Annotated in this window: 17 protein-coding genes and 1 tRNA gene; 11 read left to right on the top strand and 7 right to left on the bottom strand. The window is 60.4% G+C overall.

The annotated features are described in order from the left end of the window. Positions 1 to 61: 61 nt before the first annotated feature. Complete coding sequence (locus Q0859_RS05485; protein ID WP_299148388.1) at positions 62 to 670, top strand: outer membrane beta-barrel protein; 609 nt, start codon at positions 62 to 64, stop codon at positions 668 to 670. Between the two features lie 368 nt (positions 671 to 1,038). On the opposite strand, the gene Q0859_RS05490 is transcribed toward Q0859_RS05485, so the two are convergent. Further along, positions 1,039 to 1,287, bottom strand: a complete 249-nt coding sequence (locus Q0859_RS05490) for a hypothetical protein (protein WP_299148390.1) — start codon at positions 1,285 to 1,287, stop codon at positions 1,039 to 1,041. A 245-nt stretch (positions 1,288 to 1,532) separates the two neighbouring features. Here Q0859_RS05490 and Q0859_RS05495 point away from each other — a divergent pair, with 245 nt between their 5' ends. Beyond that, positions 1,533 to 1,997: a sigma-70 family RNA polymerase sigma factor gene (locus Q0859_RS05495; RefSeq protein WP_299148392.1), complete on the top strand. Its 465-nt coding sequence runs from the start codon at positions 1,533 to 1,535 to the stop codon at positions 1,995 to 1,997. Between the two features lie 255 nt (positions 1,998 to 2,252). On the opposite strand, the gene Q0859_RS05500 is transcribed toward Q0859_RS05495, so the two are convergent. Together Q0859_RS05500 and Q0859_RS05505 are read right to left on the bottom strand one after the other, a co-directional pair. Then, positions 2,253 to 2,912, bottom strand: a complete 660-nt coding sequence (locus Q0859_RS05500) for a hypothetical protein (protein ID WP_299148395.1) — start codon at positions 2,910 to 2,912, stop codon at positions 2,253 to 2,255. A gap of 880 nt (positions 2,913 to 3,792) precedes the next feature. Further along, on the bottom strand, positions 3,793 to 7,464 hold the full coding sequence (locus tag Q0859_RS05505) for a vitamin B12-dependent ribonucleotide reductase (RefSeq protein WP_299148398.1): 3,672 nt from the start codon (positions 7,462 to 7,464) through the stop codon (positions 3,793 to 3,795). Positions 7,465 to 8,112: 648 nt separating this feature from the next. Between Q0859_RS05505 and Q0859_RS05510 the strand changes: the two genes are divergently transcribed. Both Q0859_RS05510 and Q0859_RS05515 read left to right on the top strand, forming a co-directional pair. Then, the gene (locus Q0859_RS05510; protein ID WP_299148400.1) at positions 8,113 to 8,454 is read left to right on the top strand and encodes a hypothetical protein; all 342 of its coding nucleotides are present in this window, start codon (positions 8,113 to 8,115) and stop codon (positions 8,452 to 8,454) included. A 104-nt stretch (positions 8,455 to 8,558) separates the two neighbouring features. Further along, positions 8,559 to 8,975 (top strand): VOC family protein, encoded by a 417-nt coding sequence (locus Q0859_RS05515; RefSeq protein WP_299148403.1) that lies wholly within the window; start codon positions 8,559 to 8,561, stop codon positions 8,973 to 8,975. Between the two features lie 84 nt (positions 8,976 to 9,059). On the opposite strand, the gene Q0859_RS05520 is transcribed toward Q0859_RS05515, so the two are convergent. The 4 genes from Q0859_RS05520 to pdxH all read right to left on the bottom strand — a co-directional run bounded on the left by Q0859_RS05520 (position 9,060) and on the right by pdxH (position 10,919). Beyond that, positions 9,060 to 9,136, bottom strand: a tRNA-Pro gene (locus Q0859_RS05520). A gap of 43 nt (positions 9,137 to 9,179) precedes the next feature. Beyond that, on the bottom strand, positions 9,180 to 9,635 hold the full coding sequence (locus Q0859_RS05525) for a DUF192 domain-containing protein (RefSeq protein ID WP_299148405.1): 456 nt from the start codon (positions 9,633 to 9,635) through the stop codon (positions 9,180 to 9,182). Between the two features lie 22 nt (positions 9,636 to 9,657). Continuing rightward, the gene (locus Q0859_RS05530; protein WP_299148407.1) at positions 9,658 to 10,182 is read right to left on the bottom strand and encodes a cold-shock protein; all 525 of its coding nucleotides are present in this window, start codon (positions 10,180 to 10,182) and stop codon (positions 9,658 to 9,660) included. Between the two features lie 131 nt (positions 10,183 to 10,313). Further along, on the bottom strand, positions 10,314 to 10,919 hold the full coding sequence (pdxH, locus tag Q0859_RS05535) for a pyridoxamine 5'-phosphate oxidase (RefSeq protein WP_299148409.1): 606 nt from the start codon (positions 10,917 to 10,919) through the stop codon (positions 10,314 to 10,316). Positions 10,920 to 11,055: 136 nt separating this feature from the next. Between pdxH and fabI the strand changes: the two genes are divergently transcribed. The 7 genes from fabI to Q0859_RS05570 all read left to right on the top strand — a co-directional run bounded on the left by fabI (position 11,056) and on the right by Q0859_RS05570 (position 18,753). Continuing rightward, positions 11,056 to 11,862 (top strand): enoyl-ACP reductase FabI, encoded by an 807-nt coding sequence (gene fabI, locus Q0859_RS05540; protein ID WP_299148411.1) that lies wholly within the window; start codon positions 11,056 to 11,058, stop codon positions 11,860 to 11,862. Between the two features lie 3 nt (positions 11,863 to 11,865). Further along, complete coding sequence (locus Q0859_RS05545; protein WP_299148413.1) at positions 11,866 to 12,474, top strand: LysE family transporter; 609 nt, start codon at positions 11,866 to 11,868, stop codon at positions 12,472 to 12,474. A 1-nt stretch (position 12,475) separates the two neighbouring features. Continuing rightward, positions 12,476 to 12,991: a xanthine phosphoribosyltransferase gene (gene gpt, locus Q0859_RS05550; RefSeq protein WP_299148415.1), complete on the top strand. Its 516-nt coding sequence runs from the start codon at positions 12,476 to 12,478 to the stop codon at positions 12,989 to 12,991. 78 nt (positions 12,992 to 13,069) lie between these two features. Continuing rightward, positions 13,070 to 14,245 (top strand): aminotransferase, encoded by a 1,176-nt coding sequence (locus tag Q0859_RS05555; protein ID WP_299148417.1) that lies wholly within the window; start codon positions 13,070 to 13,072, stop codon positions 14,243 to 14,245. 75 nt (positions 14,246 to 14,320) lie between these two features. Further along, positions 14,321 to 16,165: a peptidyl-prolyl cis-trans isomerase gene (locus tag Q0859_RS05560; RefSeq protein WP_299148419.1), complete on the top strand. Its 1,845-nt coding sequence runs from the start codon at positions 14,321 to 14,323 to the stop codon at positions 16,163 to 16,165. Next, complete coding sequence (trpE, locus tag Q0859_RS05565) at positions 16,165 to 17,673, top strand: anthranilate synthase component I (RefSeq protein WP_299148421.1); 1,509 nt, start codon at positions 16,165 to 16,167, stop codon at positions 17,671 to 17,673. The genes Q0859_RS05560 and trpE overlap by 1 nt, the downstream gene beginning before the upstream one ends. 30 nt (positions 17,674 to 17,703) lie before the next feature. Then, on the top strand, positions 17,704 to 18,753 hold the full coding sequence (locus Q0859_RS05570) for a succinylglutamate desuccinylase/aspartoacylase family protein (protein ID WP_299148422.1): 1,050 nt from the start codon (positions 17,704 to 17,706) through the stop codon (positions 18,751 to 18,753). Positions 18,754 to 18,755 lie beyond the last annotated feature (2 nt).

Raw genomic sequence — 18,755 nt, forward strand, 5'->3', positions numbered from 1 at the left:
GATCATCAGGAATGGTCAAAACAGACACGCACCAGCCATCCGAAGCAAAGGAGCAGAGAACATGATACGAGCCAATCTGATCACCGCCAGCACGGTCACTGCACTGACACTCGCAGCCGGCCCGGTCCTTGCAGGCAGCGTCGGTGCGCCCGCGCCCGATGCCGCAGCCCCGATACCCGCTGCCCCGGTCCCTTCCGCGCCGCCTCCGGCCTTGGGCGGCGACTGGACCGGTGGATATGCTGGTGTGCAACTTGGATACGGCGATGTAGATGCCTCAGGTGGCGCGGACGGGGACGATTTCCTTTACGGTGTGCATGTCGGTTACAACTACGACTTCGGCACATTCGTTCTGGGCGGCGAACTCGACTACGACTTTACCGATATCGATCTGGGCGGTGGTGTCGATGTGGACGATGTCGCACGGCTTAAACTCAAAGCCGGTTACGACTTCGGGCAGACGCTTGGATATTTCACCGCAGGTGTCGCGGAAGTGGACACCTCGCTCGGCTCGGAATCCGGTGAGTTTTACGGCATCGGTGTATCCTACCAGATCACGGACCAGTATACTGTCGGCGCCGAGCTGCTTGAGCACAATTTTGACGACATCAGTGGTACGGGCGTAGACGCCGACGCTACGACGCTGACCGTGCGCGGCGCGATCCGCTTCTAGGCAGAACATGAAGCAAGAAACGAAAGCGCGCAGGCGATGCAAATGGCCTGCGCGCTTTCGTCGTATGCGCTTACGCTCAAACAGGCGGACGACACGTCCGCCTTACGCGTGCCCCGCCCTATTCATTGTCCCAAAAGTTCCACAAATTTCCCGGAGGACGCCGCCAGAGCGGAGACAGAGCGCCCTGGATATTGACGCCAAGCCTCTGGCGCGCGCCTGTGCCCTCCAGATAACGACCCCGGTGCCCTCGGGCCGCAGGGCAGCCCCAAACACATCCACGAAAAAAATGAGGCCCGGCCCCTGGGGGGAGACCGGACCTCACAGCCTACTGATCATCCAGAAATACCCGGACGGATCAGCAAGTCCCGTTAGCCGTCGGTGGCAGGCATGAGGCCCGCCTCTTGTGCGGCTGCGACCTCATCTGCATCCAGCGCACCGTCCGCATTCAGGTCCATCGCGGTGAATGCATCTGATGTCACCTCTGGAAAGCTGGCCTGAACCTCGTCAATGGTCAGAACCCCATCGCCGTTCACATCCAGCCCGGACGCACTTTGTCCCATTGCGAGGGCAGGAATGGCCAGCGCGGCCATGAACGTCAGCGAAGCAATTTTGGTCATTGGAAACTCCCTTTGAGTTTTGCATTGCGAGGGTCCGTGAGTGGTACCCTCACAGTGTATGAGCCGCAAAGGGCCTCACGCATCCAACACTTGCATACGTATCCGAAAACCCGCGAGGCCACGCCGATTGGTGCCTCAGACATGGGCGGGGCTTTGCCCAAAAAGGGGCATTCCGGTGATCGGCAAAAACCCCCGGGCTAGGCAGAGAGCCTGCAAAGGCGCACCTTATCTTTATGACACACACCATGCATAACACCCCGCCCCGCCTTGTGCCGCTGATCCCGATGCTGACCCGACGGGCCAGACGCCTGGCCCGCTCGCGCACCGAAGCTGAGGATATCGTGCAGGACACATTGCTCAGCCTGTGCCAGCGGATCGCGGATGGCAAAAACATCGACGACCTGAACGCCTATGCGATGCGCACCCTCACCAACCGCGCCCGGCGCGACTGGCGGCGCGTGGCCACGGACGAGTTGGAAGAGGATCACGCCATGACCGAACCCGACGCGCTGATCCGGCTGGATTGCGCGGACACGCTGGCGGCGATCACGATGCTGCCCACGCCGCAGCGGCAACTGCTGGATCTGGTGATCGCAGGCGAAACCTCCCCCCGCGCACTGGCCCGCGCCACGGGGCTGCCGCTTGGGACGGTCATGTCACGGCTGGCACGGGCGCGGGCACGGTTGCGGGTAACGCTGGCGGAAGATTGAGGGTGCGGCGACTGGGTTTGGGGATTTGCTGCGGGCAACATGTCCACGCCTAAGCGATGGAGTGCACGCGCTGGTCAGAGCCTGACGGACTTGGGGCACGCCATTGATGACGGAAACAAAGCGCCTCCAAGAACCGATGCCGAAAGTAGCGCGCCCCTTGCTTCGCCCAAATCTCCTAAATCGAAAGGCAAGGTCAACGCATTGGTCATTGGCGCGCATGATGAGGCAGGCTGACGTCCCAAACACAGAGCTGGTTTACTCACCCTCTGACCGTCTTATCATCTTGATCATGGCGGGCGCGATAGACCCCAACATAATCGGCAGGAACTCGAGCCGTAGGTACCCATAATACCAGATCCAGTTCGACAGTGATAAGTTGTGCCTACAGTACTCGCTGATCCCTAGCGCAATTAGGCAAGTAGCAAGTATGCCATAACGGGCCAGTTTCACCTCTTCTTTCGAAAAACCTGTTTCGCTGTTTTCGCCGAAGAGCTGGGTCTTCTTCAATATCAGTGCAACCAATTGCTCCAAAGCGTTCAGCGCACACCAGGCGCTCGGAATAAGCTGAAAGTACAAGTAATTTTCCGTGAACAAGGTCAGGCCCGCACCAAGCGGCAACACCAACAAGCGCCAGTCAGCGCTCGCCCCTATTTTGCCTCGGTAAAACTCCAAGCAACGCGAAAACAGCCACATAGCGAGCGCGACAACGACTGCCGGTATGAACCCGAAAACATAAAAGGCGAAAATAATCGGGACCGGCCTAAGAAACAGACTTGCCAGCGTCAAAAGACAGCCATGCTGCCCAGACTCGAGATTTTCCTCGTCACGCGGGTAGGTTGAGGCAAACCTGAAACTGACAAAGGCGATGCAACTGAGCATAAAGAACAGTGCGATGGGAATAATGAGATAAATCATATATTTCTGGGGTCGATATACCTGACTGAGTACCCTCAACCCTTACTGGCACGTCAAAATCAATGCCAGCTCTACTCCGCCCTAACCCGCTACCAAACAGAAAAACGGAGAGCCGAAGCCCTTCGTTGTCGTTTCGCCGTTCTGCGGGTATTTGCACCGCAAATGCACGCTCCCCCGACTCCGGGCTTGGCGCAGCCGAACCCGGAGTCAGCGCACAAATATCCCGCACAAAAAAGGGGAGCGCGAACGCTCCCCGTTAGTTTCGCCGTTCAGGCTCAATATGTTAACCGCCCGGTACTTTTTTTGCCTGCGGCCTGAACGTCGTCAGGGGCGAGCGCACCCGCCCCGTGTAAAGGTGGGGGGACAAAGTACCGCCCCACCCTATCTTCGTCGGGGACCAGACCGGCGAACCGCCCCAGCCCCCTCGCGCCCCTTCCCCGGGACACGTATTTTGGTTGAGATGCCCCCATTTAGTGGGGCATCTCGGTCATTTCAGAAGAATTACTTCTTCTTGTTCGGTCGCTGCGTGAGCGCCGACGCGGCTGCCATCTTGGCAGCCTTAGAAGACTTCGGATTACGTAATACTTTAGCTGCAGCAGATGCAGCTTTGGCACTCGTTACTTCCGAATTCCTGCGTCGAGCCATATTTAGCCCTCCACTTATCCACCGAAGACTGTGGGCAATTCAGGTATGTTCTCTGTATCGCCATGTATCTTCTGTGGAACGGCAGCGCGTCATTGAACGCAGTTTCCGACCGTGTATCTCCTCTCATTACGGCCGACTCAGGCCGATCTGCTTTGTCTCTCGCCCGCGCTGTTGAAGCGGGAGACCGAGCTGGGGGGTGGTGTTGGCGCACCGCTCCCCACCAACTCTCAATTTCTCAGCTACACCCTGACGTTCCGCCGCAGGTGTTGCATTTCATGCAGGTGCCGTTGCGCACCAGGGTGTAGTTGCCGCATTCGCCGCATGCCTCGCCCTCATAACCCTGCATTTTCGCCTTGGTGCGCGCATCCAGACCTACCGCTCCTGATGAGACTGCCGTGGTCGTCGCGCTGACCGCAACACCGCCGCTGACCGCCACTTCGGGCACGAGGGTTTCGAGGGCGACGGCTGCGTCTACGGCCATCCCGCTCGTCTCGGCCATGCCGCCCTGCAACACCACCAGATCCTGTGGCAGACGCTTGCGTAGATAGCCGGTCGAGCTGATTTGTTTCAGCACTTCCAAGGACTTGGATGCCGCCGTCTCGCTGAGTTCGGAGAGGTTGGACACGCCCTCCTCTTCGCCCTGCCCCAGTGTGTCGAACGTGGCACCTTCTGGTTTCACATGCGCCAGATCGGTGCGATCCAGATAGCTGACGGCCAGTTCGCGGAACACATAGTCCAGAATGGATGTCGCGTTCTTGATGCTGTCATTGCCCTGTACCATGCCCGCAGGTTCGAACTTGGTGAAGGTGAAGGCATCGACGAACTCTTCGAGCGGCACACCGTATTGAAGCCCAACCGACACCGCGATGGCGAAGTTGTTCATCATGGCACGGAAGCCCGCCCCTTCCTTGTGCATGTCGATGAAGATTTCACCGAGGTTGCCGTCTTCATACTCACCGGTGCGCAGATAGACCTTGTGGCCGCCCACAATCGCCTTTTGGGTATAGCCCTTGCGGCGCTGCGGCATCTTCTCGCGGTGCGATTTGACGATTTCCTTGACGATGATCTTCTCGACAATCTTTTCTGCCAACACAGCCGCCTTTTCGGAGGGTGCGCCGCTTTCCAGCACCTCCTGCGCATCCTCGTCATCCTCGACCAGGGCCGCCGCCAGTGGTTGCGAGAGTTTCGAGCCGTCGCGGTAGAGCGCGTTGGCCTTGACCCCGAGGGACCAGCTGAGTTCGTATGCTTTCTGACAGTCCTCGATGGTCGCATCATTGGGCATGTTGATCGTCTTGGAGATCGCACCCGAGATGAACGATTGGGCCGCGGCCATCATGGTGATGTGGCTGTCGACGTTCAGGAACCGCTTGCCCTTCTTGCCGCACGGGTTGGCGCAGTCAAAGATGTGGTAGTGGCTTTCGTTGAGGTGCGGTGCCCCTTCGAGGGTCATGGTGCCGCACACGTGGTCGTTGGCCGCGTCGATATCCGCCTTGGAAAAACCAAGCGATTTCAACAAGTCAAAGGTCGGATCGTTCAGTTTTTCCGCAGGGATACCAAGGGCTTGGGTGCAGAACTCTTCGCCAAGCGTCCACTGGTTGAACACGAACCGGATGTCGAAGGCCGACTCGAGGGCCGCATCCACCTTGGCCAACTCGTTGGGGCCGAAACCGTGGCCGGTCAACGTGGTGTGGTTGATCGCAGGGCTGTTCCCGATGGAGCCGTGACCGACCGCGTAGGACACGATTTCCTCGATCTGAGCCGAACCGTAGCCAAGGTTTTCCAGCGCGGCTGGCACCGAGCGGTTGATGATCTTGAAGTACCCACCGCCCGCAAGCTTCTTGAACTTCACCAGTGCAAAGTCAGGCTCGATCCCTGTCGTGTCGCAGTCCATGACCAGACCGATGGTGCCGGTGGGCGCGATCACGGTGGACTGCGCGTTGCGATAGCCGTGCGCCTCGCCCAGTTTCAGCGCCTCGTCCCATGTGGACATGGCCAGATCAATCAGACGCGGATCAGGGCAGTTGGCATGATCCAGCGCGACGGGCTTCACCGCCAGCTTTTCGTAGCCTTCTGTCGACCCATACGCAGCTGTGCGGTGGTTGCGCATGACCCGCAGCATGTGATCAGCGTTTTTCTTGTAGCCGGGGAATGGCCCCAACTCGCCCGCCATTTCGGCCGATGTTGCATAGGCCACGCCGGTCATAATCGCGGTCAACGCACCACAAAGCGCACGGCCCTCTTCACTGTCATAGCCATGGCCCATGTTCATCAGCAGACCGCCAATATTGGCATAGCCCAGACCAAGCGTGCGGAAGTCATAGGACCGCTGCGCGATTTCCTTGGAGGGGAACTGCGCCATCATCACCGAGATTTCCAGCGTCACGGTCCACAGACGCGATGCGTGCATGTAATCCTCGACCTGAAACTGGCCGTCCTTGAGGAAGGTCAGCAGGTTCATCGACGCCAGGTTACAGGCCGTGTCATCAAGGAACATGTATTCCGAACAAGGATTCGAGCCGCGGATCGCACCATCTTCGGGGCATGTGTGCCAATCGTTGACGGTGTCGTGGTACTGGATGCCGGGATCGGCGCAGGCCCAGGCCGCGTGGCCGACTTGCGCCCACAGATCGCGCGCCTTGACGGTTTTTTGAACCTTGCCGTTCACCCGGTTGATCAGTTCCCAATCAGCGTCCTTTTCGACCGCCGTCAGGAAGGCATTGGTGACGCGGATCGAGTTGTTGGAGTTCTGACCCGAAACGGAATTGTAGGCCTCGCTATCCCAATCGGTGTCGTATGTGGGGAACTCGATGCTGGTGTGGCCCTGGCGCGCATAGTCGAGCACACGCTTGACGTAAGTCTCGGGGATCGCGACCTTTTTGGCGGCACGCACGGCGTCTTTCAAGGCGTCGTTCTTCTTGGGATCATAGGCGTCTTCAATCGCCCCGTCCCATGCCTTGATGGCTGCAAAGAGGCCATTCAGCTTCTCTTCGTGCATCTTGGAGCCTGCGACGATGCTCGCCACCTTCTGCTCTTCGATGACCTTCCAGTTGATGAAGTCTTCGATATCGGGATGGTCGGCATCGACGATCACCATCTTGGCCGCACGGCGGGTTGTGCCACCGGATTTAATCGCGCCAGCGGCCCGGTCACCGATTTTCAGGAAGCCCATGAGGCCCGAGGACTTGCCGCCACCCGACAGGCTTTCGCCCTCACCGCGCAGCGAGGAGAAGTTGGTGCCGGTGCCGGAGCCGTATTTGAACAGACGCGCCTCGCGGACCCACAGATCCATGATGCCACCGTCATTGACCAGATCGTCGGACACGGACTGGATAAAGCAGGCATGCGGTTGCGGATGTTCGTAAGAGGACCTGGATTTGGTCAGCTTGCCGGTCTTGTAATCGACATAGTGGTGGCCTTGGGCCGGCCCGTCGATGCCGTATGCCCAGTGCAGACCCGTATTGAACCATTGGGGCGAATTGGGCGCGGCGCGCTGCGTCGCCAGCATGTGGCGCATCTCGTCATAATAGGCGCGCGCGTCCTCTTCGGTGGTGAAATAGCCCCCCTTCCAGCCCCAATAGGCCCAGGCACCGGCCAGACGGTCAAACACCTGCTTGGAGGACGTCTCACCGCCCATTTCGGCACCCTCAGCCGCCGTTGAACGCCACAGGAACTCGGGCACGCCGGCCTCTTTGACCTTCACCAGTTCGGATGGCACGCCCGCTTTGCGGAAGTATTTCTGCGCGATGACATCGCTAGCCACCTGCGACCACTTGGCAGGCACTTCGACCTCGTCCAGACGAAAGACGATCGTACCGTCCGGATTGCGAATTTCGGACACTGTGGTCACGAAATCAAGGTCGGCATAGGCGTCCTGACCGGTCTTGGTGAATTGACGTTCAATTTTCATCGCGCTGCCTCGTTTCCAGCATGTGTCGTTTCCAAGGGCTGGCCCGACGTTGCGGAGGCCCTCATGTGGTGCCGATACGTACGGACAAACAAAACGATATGGGTGTGCGCAGATGGAAATCTGGCATACGGATCGAAAAGCCTATGAATTGGCGTGTATGTGTGTCCCTCGCACCTGACCCATCGCCCCTAGTGTTAGCCACTAAATGTTGTGGTGATCGATCCGGCTTGCACAAGGTGACGTATCGGAGGGGGCATCGTCAACGTAATTTTAAAACTTTTTTGACAACTTTTGCCTTGACCGGACGCACTTCGCCTCTCCCGTTCACCTAAGCGTGATTCACTTCGTTAACGCCGCGTAAATCCATCCCCCGACCGGACCCGGATTTCTCAAGGAAAGGGGCTGACTTAGGTGGTCCTGTGGATGTTTCACTTCAGGTTATCCACAGATCACGCACGCTTGAGGAGAAAGCTTTTGCCGCGCTGCGGAAAATATGATCATCTGTCTGCACCCCCCATCCAAAGGCCCCACATGCGATCCATTTTGCCCCTTTTGTTGGTCGCCCTTGGCGCCTGCGCGCCACAATATGTAGAGAGAACGGTCAGCTCAGAACAAGACCTGCCCGTTCGCCGTGCGTTTTTTGCCACAATGCCCGAGCCGCTAGATTCGGCTTTCCGTGCCTCGTGCGACGCGCCGGGCGATGTTCTGCGTGAGGTCTCCAGCGACGTTTTACAGTGCCGCATCCTGCCCCCACCCGATGTGGCGGCGTTCCTGCTGCTGCAATATGACGGCGCACTTGAGGCCCCCACCCTTGTGGTTCAAAAAAAGACGGATGAGGATGCAGGCAACTTCGTGGTCGAATTGTCCTATTTTGCCGAGGTGGTGCAGAAATCTGGCAATGCGCGGCGCATCTATTTCAAGCAGCGCGCGCTGGATGGGTTGATGGACCGCCTGCTTGCGGCGACGGGCGGCACGGCGGCGAATAGCTGAAAACTGACGCACCCTCCGGGTGCAGCGCCACGGCGCGTGTGTGGTCTGATACAATGTTGTATCCTCAAGGCCAGACCGAAACCTGCCAAAAGGACACAAACCGCATGATTGCCTATGTCACCGTCGGTGCTGATGACATTGCCCAAGCGAAACGGTTTTACGATGCGTTCCTGCCAGCCCTCGACTACGGGCTCTCAGAGGGGCCCGAAGGTCTGAGCTATGCGCTGCCCGTCACCCCCGGCCAGCGTCCCGTTCTGCCAGACTTTTACGTCAAGCCAACATTTGACGGGCATCCCGCCTCTGCCGGGAATGGTGTGATGGTGGCTTTTGAGGCGGGCAGTCAACGTCAGGTGCGCGACCTGCATGCCGCCGCGCTGGCGGCCGGTGGGATTGATGAGGGGCAGCCCGGCTTTCGCGCATCCTACGGCCCCCATTTCTATGTCAGTTATCTGCGCGACCCCCAAGGCAACAAGATCGCACTGTTTTCCAGCGATCCGGATGAACCGGGACGAGACGACTAGCACGCCGCTTGCGAGCGACAGCATCCGACCCAATCAGCGTATAATGGCCTGCTGCGGACCGTATCACATCAGATTTCTGGAAACTGGTCGGAGCGAGAGGATTCGAACCTCCGACCCCCTGTACCCAAAACAGGTGCGCTACCAGGCTGCGCCACGCTCCGACCGTGCGCCTCTCTTAGACGTGCTTTGCGCGATTGAAAAGACCTAACACGCCCAAGCCGCGTCCATCTGATCAAAGCTGGGGTGGCGCAGCGCATCACCCACCGAAATTCCCAACTGGCCCGCCAACCCGCCATTGATTTCAAGCACATGGGTCAACCCATCGCCGCCGTGGATCGGCGTTTCATCAAGCGGAATCGCGTTTTCATGGATGTGGCGGATCACACCTGTTTCGTCGGCAAACAGCATATCAAGCGGAATAAGCGTGTTGCGCATCCAGAATGACAGCCGAGTCGGCGCAGGATAGATGAACAGCATTCCGGCGGACGTCGCCATCTGAGGGCGATTCATCAGCCCCAGGGCGCGCGTTGCATCATCATCCGCTATTTCGACATTGAAACGGGCCTGACCGAACTCGCCCCGCACCCAAACCTGGGCGTCATTGCATTGCGCCGCAGCCTGAGCCGCGCACCACACGAGCGCGACAAGTGCCGCCACCATCCGGATCCGTAAAACGCAGCCGTTACTCATCATCGCGTATCAGAGCCGCTTCCCATGCCAATACCTCTGCCGCCATACGCCCGCGCTTGCCATCGATGACCCGCATCGCCAGCGCCTCGCCCGGTTGCAAATCCGACAGGCCCGAGCGGCGCAGCACTTCGACATGCAGGAACACGTCCTCGGTCAGTCCAAACACATTGGCAAAACCAAACCCCTTGCCCTTGTCGAACCACTTGACCCGCCCTGGCTGCAACGGCGCATTGGACACTTCCAACATGTCCAGATCGGCAATGTCGCTCAGCGGGGCACCGTCTTCCTGATGGGGCGGGACGATCTGGACCACTTCGACCGCCTGCACACCCCGGTCGGTCTTTTGCACGCGCACATCAATGGCCGTCCCGTCCGCGATGGAGGACTGGCCAAAATTGCGCAGCACATTGACGTGCAACAAGATGTCCGGCCCCCCGGAGGTCGCAACAATAAAGCCGAACCCTTTGACCGGATCGAACCATTTAACTGTACCTGCAACCAGGTCCGGGTCTTCCATGTGATCTGACACTGCGTGTCTTTCCCTGAGTGTCTTATGACATACCACTAGACTTGCGCTATTTTGCACACCGGTTTCAACCCGAAAAAGTTGTTTACTTACAGTCAATTGCATTTCATGTCGCATGAAATTCAGGGGTTCAGACGTATAATTTGCCAAGGTTCTCCGGGATTTAGGCGGCTCCAGCGGAACCGGTCATGCAGTCGAAATGCGCCGTCTGCCCAGAATTCGATCTCGGTCGGAATGATGCGGTACCCGCCCCAAAACGGCGGGCGCTTGGGGTTGGGGCCATGTTTGGCGGTGACCTTGGCGACCTCTGCCATCAGTGTGGCGCGGCTGTCGAGCGGCGCGCTTTGATCCGACGCCCACGCCCCAAGCCGTGATTTCAGCGACCGCGAGGCATAATAGGCATCCGCCCTCGGGCCGTCCTCTTTCTCCACATGGCCGCGCACCCGCACCTGTCGGCGCAGCGACTTCCAGTGCATCACAAAGGCCGCCTTTTGGGCGCTGTCCAACTCTCCCGCCTTGGCGGAGGTGTAATTGGTGTAAAAGACAAACGCGTCATCCTCGACATCTTTCAACAGCACCATGCGCACATTGGGCATGCTCGAAGCATCCACCGTGCTGAGCGCTATGGCGTTTGGATCGTTGACCTCGGTGCCCTCGGCCTCTGCCATCCACGCGCGCACGATCTCAAACGGGCTGTCGCCTGCAAATTTTCCGTCCCGGTCCGCCACTTCACATCTCCTCAAGGGTTTGCGCACAGCTAGCGTTGTCACAGCCCCGCTTCAACCGCGCTGCCCTCTCTTGATGCGTCTGGGGCAATGGCCTAAAGCTGTGCGTCATAAAACAAGGGGACGGGACGCGCAGCATATGGCAAGCAATTTGATGGCGGGCAAACGGGGCCTTATTATGGGGCTGGCCAACGACAAGTCGATCGCATGGGGCATTGCACGCACCCTGTACGAGGCAGGCGCGGAACTGGCGTTTTCCTATCAGGGCGATGCGCTGAAGAAGCGGGTCGACCCGTTGGCAGGTCAACTTGACAGCGACATCGTCCTGCCCTGCGATGTGGGCGACGAGGCGTCAATAGATGCGCTGTTTTCCAGCCTGAAAGAGCGGTGGGACAGCCTTGACTTTGTCGTCCATGCCATTGGGTTCTCGGACAAAAATGAATTGCGCGGGCGCTATGTCGACACCAGCCGGGGCAACTTTGCCCTGACGATGGATATTTCCGTCTATTCCTTCACCGCCATCATGCAGCGCGCCGAAAAGATGATGAACCCGGGCGCAAGTGCGCTGACCCTCACCTATTACGGGGCCGAGCAGGTCATGCCGCATTACAACGTCATGGGCGTGGCCAAGGCCGCGCTTGAGGCGTCGGTGAAATATCTGGCCGAGGATCTGGGCAAGGACGGTATCCGCGTCAACGCCATCAGCGCCGGACCGATCAAGACGCTGGCCGCCTCCGGCATCGGCGACTTTCGCTACATTATGAAGTGGAACGAATATAATTCGCCCCTGCGCCGCAATGTGACCATCGATGATGTGGGCAAATCCGCGCTCTACCTGCTTTCGGACCTTGGCTCGGGCACAACGGGCGAGAACCTGCATGTGGACGCAGGCTATCACGTGGTCGGCATGAAGGCGGTCGACGCCCCTGACATTTCCAAGGGTTAAGCTATGGGCCTGACCCTTCCCGATCTGCTGGCTTTCAACGCTGTTTTGCTGGCCGCCCTCGCCTCACCGGGGGCGGCGATGCTCTATATTACGCGGATGACAGTCGCCTCGGGGCGGATGGCGGGTCTGGCCACGGGCGTTGGACTTGGCACAGCGGCGGCCCTTTGGACGCTGGCGGCTTTTCTGGGGCTTGAGGCGGTGTTCACCCTGTTTCCATGGACCTATACCGCGCTGAAACTCGGGGGCGCGGCCTATCTGATCTGGATCGCGATCCAGACGTGGCGCAACGCCCGTCAGCCTTTGGGGGATGCCCCGACGCCGAAAGGGCGCGCCTTTGCATCCGGGCTGCTGGTCAATGCGGGCAATCCGAAATCCATGCTGTTCGCTGCCGCTGTCATCGTGGTCATCTTCCCCCAAGGGCTGGCGGCGCGAGATATCGCACTGATCGTGCTGAACCACTGGATGCTCGAACTGGTCTTTTACGGCCTCCTTGCGACCCTGCTCAGTTCGGGGCCTGCGCGTGCGGGCTATGTCAGCCTCAAACCCCTGCTTGACCGCATTGCCGCCACCTTGCTGGGTGCGCTTGGCCTGCGCCTGATTCTGGAGAAATAACATGCCCTCTGACGACCAAAGCCGCCTGCCCCACGAAAAAGGGTTCCACATCAGTTGGGATCAGATCCACCGCGACAGCCGCGCGCTGGCATGGCGACTGGACGGCAAAGGGCCGGATGAGGGCATCTGGCGTGGCATCGTGGCCATTACGCGGGGCGGCATGGCCCCGGCCATGATTATTGCGCGCGAGTTGGACGTGCGCACGGTCGACACGATTTCAGTCAAATCCTATGACCACCAATCCCAAGGCGACGCACAGGTGCTCAAATCTCCCGATGCGGACCTCATGGGCGATGGCAGCGGCATCCTGATCATCGACGATCTGGTGGATTCGGGCAAAACACTCGAAGTGGTCCGCGCGCTTTATCCCAAGGCCCATTTCGCGACCGTCTATGCCAAGCCCAAGGGCGAACCGATGGTAGACACGTTCATCACGGGCGTCAGTCAGGACACATGGATCTTCTTTCCCTGGGACATGGCCCTGCAATACGTCCAACCCTATCGCGGCACCGATTAAGGCACGCCGCCTCCCCCCTTTTCTCAGTTCCCAAGAAATCCCGCCGGAGGCTCCGGTGCCATCGAGACGGAGGCCATCATGCCGATCACCCGCACCGCCGCCACATTCCCACCCCCGGTGATGGAGGCGCGGCGCTGGCTTGAAGGGGCCACCTTTGCGCCCGAACGCCCCCTGATCAACGTCAGCCAAGCCGCCCCGATTGATCCACCCCCACCCGCGCTGCGCCAAGCCATGGCGGACGCAGTTCTGACGCAGGACGACGCACATCTCTACGGCCCGGTTCTGGGGATGCCCGCATTGCGCGCGAGCCTCAGCACGCAGATCAATGCCCATTACGGCGCGCGCACCACCCCGGATCAGGTGGCCATCACCTCGGGCTGCAATCAGGCTTTTGCCGCTGCACTGTCTTCGCTGTGTGCCGAAGGGGATGAGGTTATCCTGCCAACCCCTTGGTATTTCAATCATAAAATGTGGCTGGATATGACCGGTGTGAATGCTATCGCCCTGCCTGTCGCCGCTGGCATGCTGCCGGACGTTGATGCGGCGCGCGCCCTGATCACACCGCGCACGCGCGCCATCGCCCTTGTCACCCCCAACAACCCGGCGGGCGTCGAATATCCCACCGATCTGGCGCTGGCCTTTTTCAAACTGGCGCAGGATCACGGCATCGCGTTGATCGTGGACGAAACCTATCGCGATTTCGACAGCCGCAGCGGCGCGCCCCACCCGCTCTTTTCTCAAGACAAGTGGGACGAGACGTTTATTCACCTCTATTCCTTTTCCAAAGCCTACCGCCTGACAGGGCACCGCGTGGGTGCGCTGGTCACATCCGCGCAGCGGCTGGCAGAGGCGGAAAAGTTCCTCGACACAGTCGCGATCTGCCCCGGCCAGATCGGGCAATACGCCGCCCTCTGGGGCTTGGAAAACCTCAGCCAGTGGGTCGCGGGGGAACGCGATGAAATCCTTTCACGTCGCGCCGCCATCGCGGGCGGCTTTGACACACTCAGGGCCAAAGGCTGGACCTTGCTCGGCCTCGGTGCCTATTTCGCCTATCTCGAACACCCGTTCGACATCTCCTCGGCCGACCTTGCGCTCCAACTGGTGAAGGATGCCGGCATCCTGTGCCTGCCGGGCACGATGTTCTGGCCTGACGGATCGCCCGAAGGCGCGCGACAGTTGCGCATCGCCTTCGCAAATCTCGACACACGCGGCATTGCCGATCTTTACGCGAGGCTCTCGGCACTGGACCTCTGAGCGCAACGACCCTTGCCCGCCCCCGCGTGCGCGGATAGACAACGCGAAACCCGTTTCTTACCCAAGAGAGCACGCATGGCCAAGGGCACGAACTCCTTTTCGAAAACCGCAGTCTGGATCCTGTTGGGTCTGCTTATTCTGGCACTTGGCGGCTTTGGGGCGACCAACCTCAGCGGCACGATCCGCACCGTGGGTCAGGTGGGCGATAAATATATCGACGTGCAGGACTATGCCCGCAATCTCCAGCAGGAAATCCAGGCCGTCAGCCAGCAAACCGGCAACCAATTGACCTTTGCGCGCGCCCAAGCCATCGGGCTTGATCAGGCGGTTCTGTCCCAACTGGTACGCGCCCGCGCGCTTGATCACGAAGCCGATCAGATGGGCCTGAGTGTGGGGGACGAAACCCTGCGTGATGAAATCCTGAACATCCCCTCCTTCCGCGGCCTCGATGGCAGCTTTGATCGTGAGGCCTACAGCTTTGCGCTCAGCAATTCGGGCAGCAGCGAAGCAGAGTTCGAACAACAATTGCGCGACGAGGTGGCACGGTCGCTGCTGCAAGGTGCGATCATGTCGGGGATTTCGATGCCCGACACCTACGCCGAAACGCTCGTGGCCTTTCTGGGCGAGACCCGTGACTTCACGTGGGTCCGCCTTGATCAAAGCGATCTGACCACCCCGCTTGATACGCCCACGGACGAGGTGCTGCGCGCCTTTTACGACGAGAACATTGACGACTACGAACTGCCCGAGACCAAGCGGATCACCTATGCAAGCCTCCTGCCTGACATGATCCTCGACAGTGTCGAGGTCGAAGAAGCGACCTTGCGCGCCGAATACGAGGCGCGCGCCGACGAGTATAACCGCCCCGAGCGGCGGCTGGTTGAACGACTGGTCTATCTGGACGAGGCGTCAGCCGATCAGGCCGCCGCACAGCTTGAGGTGAACGGCACCACGTTTGACGCGCTGGTGCAGGACCGTGGCCTGACGCTTGCGGATGTGGATCTGGGCGATGTGTCCCGCCTTGAACTGGATGCAGCGGGTGAGGCCGTGTTTACCGCAGAGGTCGGCGATGTGGTCGGCCCCCTGCCCTCGACCCTCGGGCCAGCGCTGTTCCGGGTGAATGGTGTTCTGGCCGCCCAACAAACCTCGTTCGAGGATGCGCGCGCCGAGATTCAGCAGGAAATGGCATTGGATGCCGCCAGCCGTCAGGTCGCCTTTTCAGCCGAGGAATATGACGATCTGCTGGCCGGGGGTGCCACGCTCGAAGAGTTGGGTGCCGAGACGGACATGCAGCTTGGAACTGTGGACTGGTTTCCAGCGCAGGACGAAGGCATCGCGGCCTATGACGATTTCCGCACAGCTGCAGCCGCCCTGACAATCGACGATTTCCCCGAGATCATCGCGCTGGACGAAGGTGGCATCGTCGCCTTGCGCCTTGACGAAATCCTGCCGCCGCGCCCTGCCCCCTTCGAGGATGTCAGGGACGACGTACGCACCAACTGGGAGGCCGCGCAGGCCGAGACCGCACTGGCCGCGCAAGCCGAGGCGATCCTGCCCGCATTGCAAGAAGGGCAGAGTTTCGCCAGCCAATCCCTTGATTCCATTATCGAAGAAGATCAGGATCGCAGCGCCTTTGTCCAAGGCACCCCGCCCTCCTTTATGAGCACCGTCTTCGAGATGGAGGCGGGTGACGTGCGCGTTGTTCCTGATTTCGGGGCGGTCCTGATCGTGCGTCTGGATGCGATCAACCCTGTGACCGAAAATAACGACTTGCAGGGTGAAACCGAAGGGCTGAGCGCGGAAGTGGGCCAGATGGTTGCGACCGAGTTGTTCAATATCTTTTCCGAGGACGTGGTCGTGCGCGCCAGCCCACAGATCAACCAGCAGGCGCTGGACGCTGTGCATGTGAACTTTCCCTAATGGCACTGGTCCCTGATTTCGACAGGTTTGCCGCGGCCTATGACGCGGGGCACAATCAGGTGGTCTATACCCGGCTGGCGGCGGATCTGGACACGCCGGTGTCGCTGATGCTCAAGCTGACGGGCGCGCAGAAAGATGCGTTTGTGCTTGAGTCGGTGACGGGTGGTGAGGTGCGGGGGCGCTATTCCATCGTGGGGATGAAACCCGATCTGATCTGGCGCTGTCGCGGCACAACCTCGGCCATCAACCGCACGGCCCGCTATGACGGGGACGCGTTTCAGGACGTCACGGGCGACCCGCTGGATGTGCTGCGCGATCTGATCGCCGAAAGCCGCATCGATCTGCCAGACGATCTGCCCCAGGCTGCGGCGGGCCTGTTTGGCTATCTGGGCTATGACATGGTGCGCCTTGTCGAACATCTGCCCGATGTGAACCCTGACCCGCTTGGCCTGCCGGACGCAATCATGCTGCGCCCCTCGGTCATTGCGGTGCTTGATGGGGTCAAGGGCGAGGTCACCGTGGTCTCACCCGCATGGATCAGCGAAGGACAATCGGCCCGCGCCGCTTATGCCCAGGCCGCCGAGCGGGTGATGGACGCCGTGCGCGATCTGGAGCGCGCAATGCCCTCCGAAACCCGCGATCTGGGCGATGCGGGCACCATGGCCGACCCGGTGTCGAACTTCACCAAGTCGGGATATATGGAGGCGGTTGAGGCGGCGCGCGACTATATCAAGGCGGGCGACATTTTTCAGGTGGTCCCGGCGCAACGCTGGACGCAGGAGTTTCGCGAACCGCCCTTTGCGCTCTATCGCTCATTGCGCCGCACGAACCCGTCGCCCTTCATGTTCTATTTCAACTTCGGCGGCTTTCAGGTGATCGGGGCCAGCCCGGAAATCCTTGTCCGGGTCTTTGGCAACGAGGTCACGATCCGCCCCATCGCAGGCACCCGCAAACGCGGAGCCACCCCGGAAGAGGACCGCGCGCTCGAAGCCGATCTGCTGGCCGACAAGAAGGAATTGGCCGAGCATCTGATGCTGCTTGATCTGGGGCGCAACGATGTGGGCCGCGTGGCAAAGATCGGCACCGTGCGCCCGACCGAGGAATTCATCGTCGAGCGTTATTCCCACGTGATGCACATTGTCTCCAACGTCGTGGGCGAATTGGCCGAGGGCAAGGACGCGCTCGATGCGTTTTTCGCAGGCATGCCAGCGGGCACCGTGTCTGGCGCGCCCAAGGTCCGCGCGATGGAGATCATCGACGAGTTGGAACCCGAAAAGCGCGGCGTCTATGGCGGCGGCGTCGGTTATTTCAGCGCGGGCGGCGACATGGACATGTGCATCGCGCTGCGCACCGCCGTGGTGCAGGACCAAAAGCTTTATATTCAGGCCGGGGGTGGCGTGGTCTACGACAGCGACCCCGAGGCCGAATTCATGGAAACCGTGCACAAATCCGGCGCGATCCGGCGCGCGGCCGAGGATGCGGCGCGCTTTGCCGGAGGCAATCGGTGATGTGTCTGATCGCTGCGACTGTCCCCTCCGATGAAGACTGCCGTGCCTGTTGAGCCGTTTACCCTGGGCGGCGTCCAAGTCGCCCCCGGAACGCGCGCGACGGTCGCTTTGCCTGTGTCGGCGCTGCCCGATCACACGCCCATCAACCTGAGCGTCGAGGTCATTCATGGCAAGCGCCCCGGCCCCACGATGTTTGTCAGCGCCGCAGTGCATGGCGATGAAGTGATCGGCGTCGAGATCGTGCGCCGGCTGCTGCGCGCGCCGCAAATCAACGCCCTGCGCGGCACCCTGCTGGTGGTGCCGGTCGTCAACAGTTTCGGCTTTCTTGCCCGCTCGCGCTATCTGCCGGATCGGCGCGATTTGAACCGCTGTTTTCCCGGCTCGTCATCGGGGTCGCTTGGGTCACGATTGGCGCATATTTTCCTGCACGAAGTCGTGCTGCGCTGTGATTTCGGCATTGATCTGCACTCTGCCGCCGAGCACCGCACCAACCTGCCCCAGATCCGGGTCACACCGCGCGATCAGACCACCGCGCGCATGGCGCAGGCCTTTGGCGCGCCAGTGATCCTGACCTCGCCCTTGCGCGACGGGTCCCTGCGCGGCGAGGCGGCAGAGCGTGGCACGCCCGTGTTGCTTTATGAAGCGGGCGAAGGATTGCGGTTTGACGAGTTCGCGGTACGCGTCGGGCTGGCGGGCATTCTGCGGGTGATGCGCGATCAGGGGATGGTGGCCTCCAAAGGCATCGCCAAGGCCCGCGCTCCGTCGCTGATCTGTCTTGCCTCATCCTGGTTGCGCGCGCCCGTGGGGGGGCTGCTGCGCACCTTCCGTGCAGAGGGGGACATCGTTGAAAAGGGCGATGTGCTGGCCGCCGTCTCTGATCCCGCAGGCGAGGTCGAAACCGAATTGCTGGCCCCAGCCCCCGGCATCCTGATCGGGCGGGCGGTTCTGCCTGTCGTGAACGAGGGCGACGCGGTGTTTCACCTCGCTGCCCTCAGCCCCAAGGCGGATGAGGACACGGTCGAGGCGTTGACCGCGCAGCTCGACACCGATCCCCTGTTTGACGAAGACGAGATTATCTGAGG

Source organism: uncultured Tateyamaria sp., from assembly GCF_947497045.1.
Taxonomy (GTDB): domain Bacteria; phylum Pseudomonadota; class Alphaproteobacteria; order Rhodobacterales; family Rhodobacteraceae; genus Tateyamaria.

Excerpts from the sequence above, each read along its gene's own strand:
- Q0859_RS05570 (WP_299148422.1), top strand. The coding sequence starts at position 17,704 with ATGAAGACTGCCGTGCCTGTTGAGCCGTTTACCCTGGGCGGCGTCCAA.
- Q0859_RS05485 (WP_299148388.1), top strand. The coding sequence starts at position 62 with ATGATACGAGCCAATCTGATCACCGCCAGCACGGTCACTGCACTGACA.
- Q0859_RS05505 (WP_299148398.1), bottom strand. The coding sequence starts at position 7,464 with ATGAAAATTGAACGTCAATTCACCAAGACCGGTCAGGACGCCTATGCC.
- trpE (WP_299148421.1), top strand. The coding sequence starts at position 16,165 with ATGGCACTGGTCCCTGATTTCGACAGGTTTGCCGCGGCCTATGACGCG.
- Q0859_RS05530 (WP_299148407.1), bottom strand. The coding sequence starts at position 10,182 with ATGGAAGACCCGGACCTGGTTGCAGGTACAGTTAAATGGTTCGATCCG.
- Q0859_RS05500 (WP_299148395.1), bottom strand. The coding sequence starts at position 2,912 with ATGATTTATCTCATTATTCCCATCGCACTGTTCTTTATGCTCAGTTGC.
- Q0859_RS05560 (WP_299148419.1), top strand. The coding sequence starts at position 14,321 with ATGGCCAAGGGCACGAACTCCTTTTCGAAAACCGCAGTCTGGATCCTG.
- Q0859_RS05515 (WP_299148403.1), top strand. The coding sequence starts at position 8,559 with ATGATTGCCTATGTCACCGTCGGTGCTGATGACATTGCCCAAGCGAAA.
- Q0859_RS05555 (WP_299148417.1), top strand. The coding sequence starts at position 13,070 with ATGCCGATCACCCGCACCGCCGCCACATTCCCACCCCCGGTGATGGAG.
- Q0859_RS05490 (WP_299148390.1), bottom strand. The coding sequence starts at position 1,287 with ATGACCAAAATTGCTTCGCTGACGTTCATGGCCGCGCTGGCCATTCCT.
- Q0859_RS05495 (WP_299148392.1), top strand. The coding sequence starts at position 1,533 with ATGCATAACACCCCGCCCCGCCTTGTGCCGCTGATCCCGATGCTGACC.
- fabI (WP_299148411.1), top strand. The coding sequence starts at position 11,056 with ATGGCAAGCAATTTGATGGCGGGCAAACGGGGCCTTATTATGGGGCTG.
- gpt (WP_299148415.1), top strand. The coding sequence starts at position 12,476 with ATGCCCTCTGACGACCAAAGCCGCCTGCCCCACGAAAAAGGGTTCCAC.
- Q0859_RS05510 (WP_299148400.1), top strand. The coding sequence starts at position 8,113 with ATGCCCGAGCCGCTAGATTCGGCTTTCCGTGCCTCGTGCGACGCGCCG.
- Q0859_RS05545 (WP_299148413.1), top strand. The coding sequence starts at position 11,866 with ATGGGCCTGACCCTTCCCGATCTGCTGGCTTTCAACGCTGTTTTGCTG.
- Q0859_RS05525 (WP_299148405.1), bottom strand. The coding sequence starts at position 9,635 with ATGGTGGCGGCACTTGTCGCGCTCGTGTGGTGCGCGGCTCAGGCTGCG.